Here is a 433-nt window from a genome sequence, read left to right on the forward strand (position 1 = left end):
GCCCCGTCCTCGACCGCCTCGAGGCCGACCACGCCAACCTGCGCTCGGCCTTCCTCCGCCTGCTCGAGCTCGACCGCCAAGCCGACGCCGCCGAGCTCACCATGTCCCTGTGGCTGCACCTCGGCCTGCGCGGGTACGCGCGCGAGGGCCTGGGGTGGCTCGACCGCCTCCACGGCGCCGGCTCGGACGCCGCTGTCGTACGCGCCGCGGTCGCCCGCATGGGACTGATGCTCGTCGTCGGAGACGTCGCCGGCATGAGGCGGGAGGCCGCCGTCGCCCTGCCGCTGGCGCGCCGGGGCGGCGAACCGACCGTCGAGGGCGAGGCGATGGTGCTCGCGGGCCTGGCCGCCGTGTTCGCGGGGGACCTCGACGAAGCGTCAGACCTGCTCCGGCCGGACCTGCAGCTGCCGGACGGTGAGGCCGAGCGGTGGAT

At 76.0% G+C, this 433-nt stretch carries 1 protein-coding gene; it reads left to right on the forward strand.

All coding sequences use genetic code 11. The features are described 5' to 3' along the window. Positions 1–433, forward strand: a 433-nt coding sequence (locus I6F37_RS40680) for a hypothetical protein (RefSeq protein ID WP_225154473.1), incomplete at both ends; no start/stop codon positions are given.

It is taken from the genome of Bradyrhizobium sp. NBAIM08 (assembly GCF_020193935.1).
GTDB lineage: Bacteria > Pseudomonadota > Alphaproteobacteria > Rhizobiales > Xanthobacteraceae > Bradyrhizobium > Bradyrhizobium yuanmingense.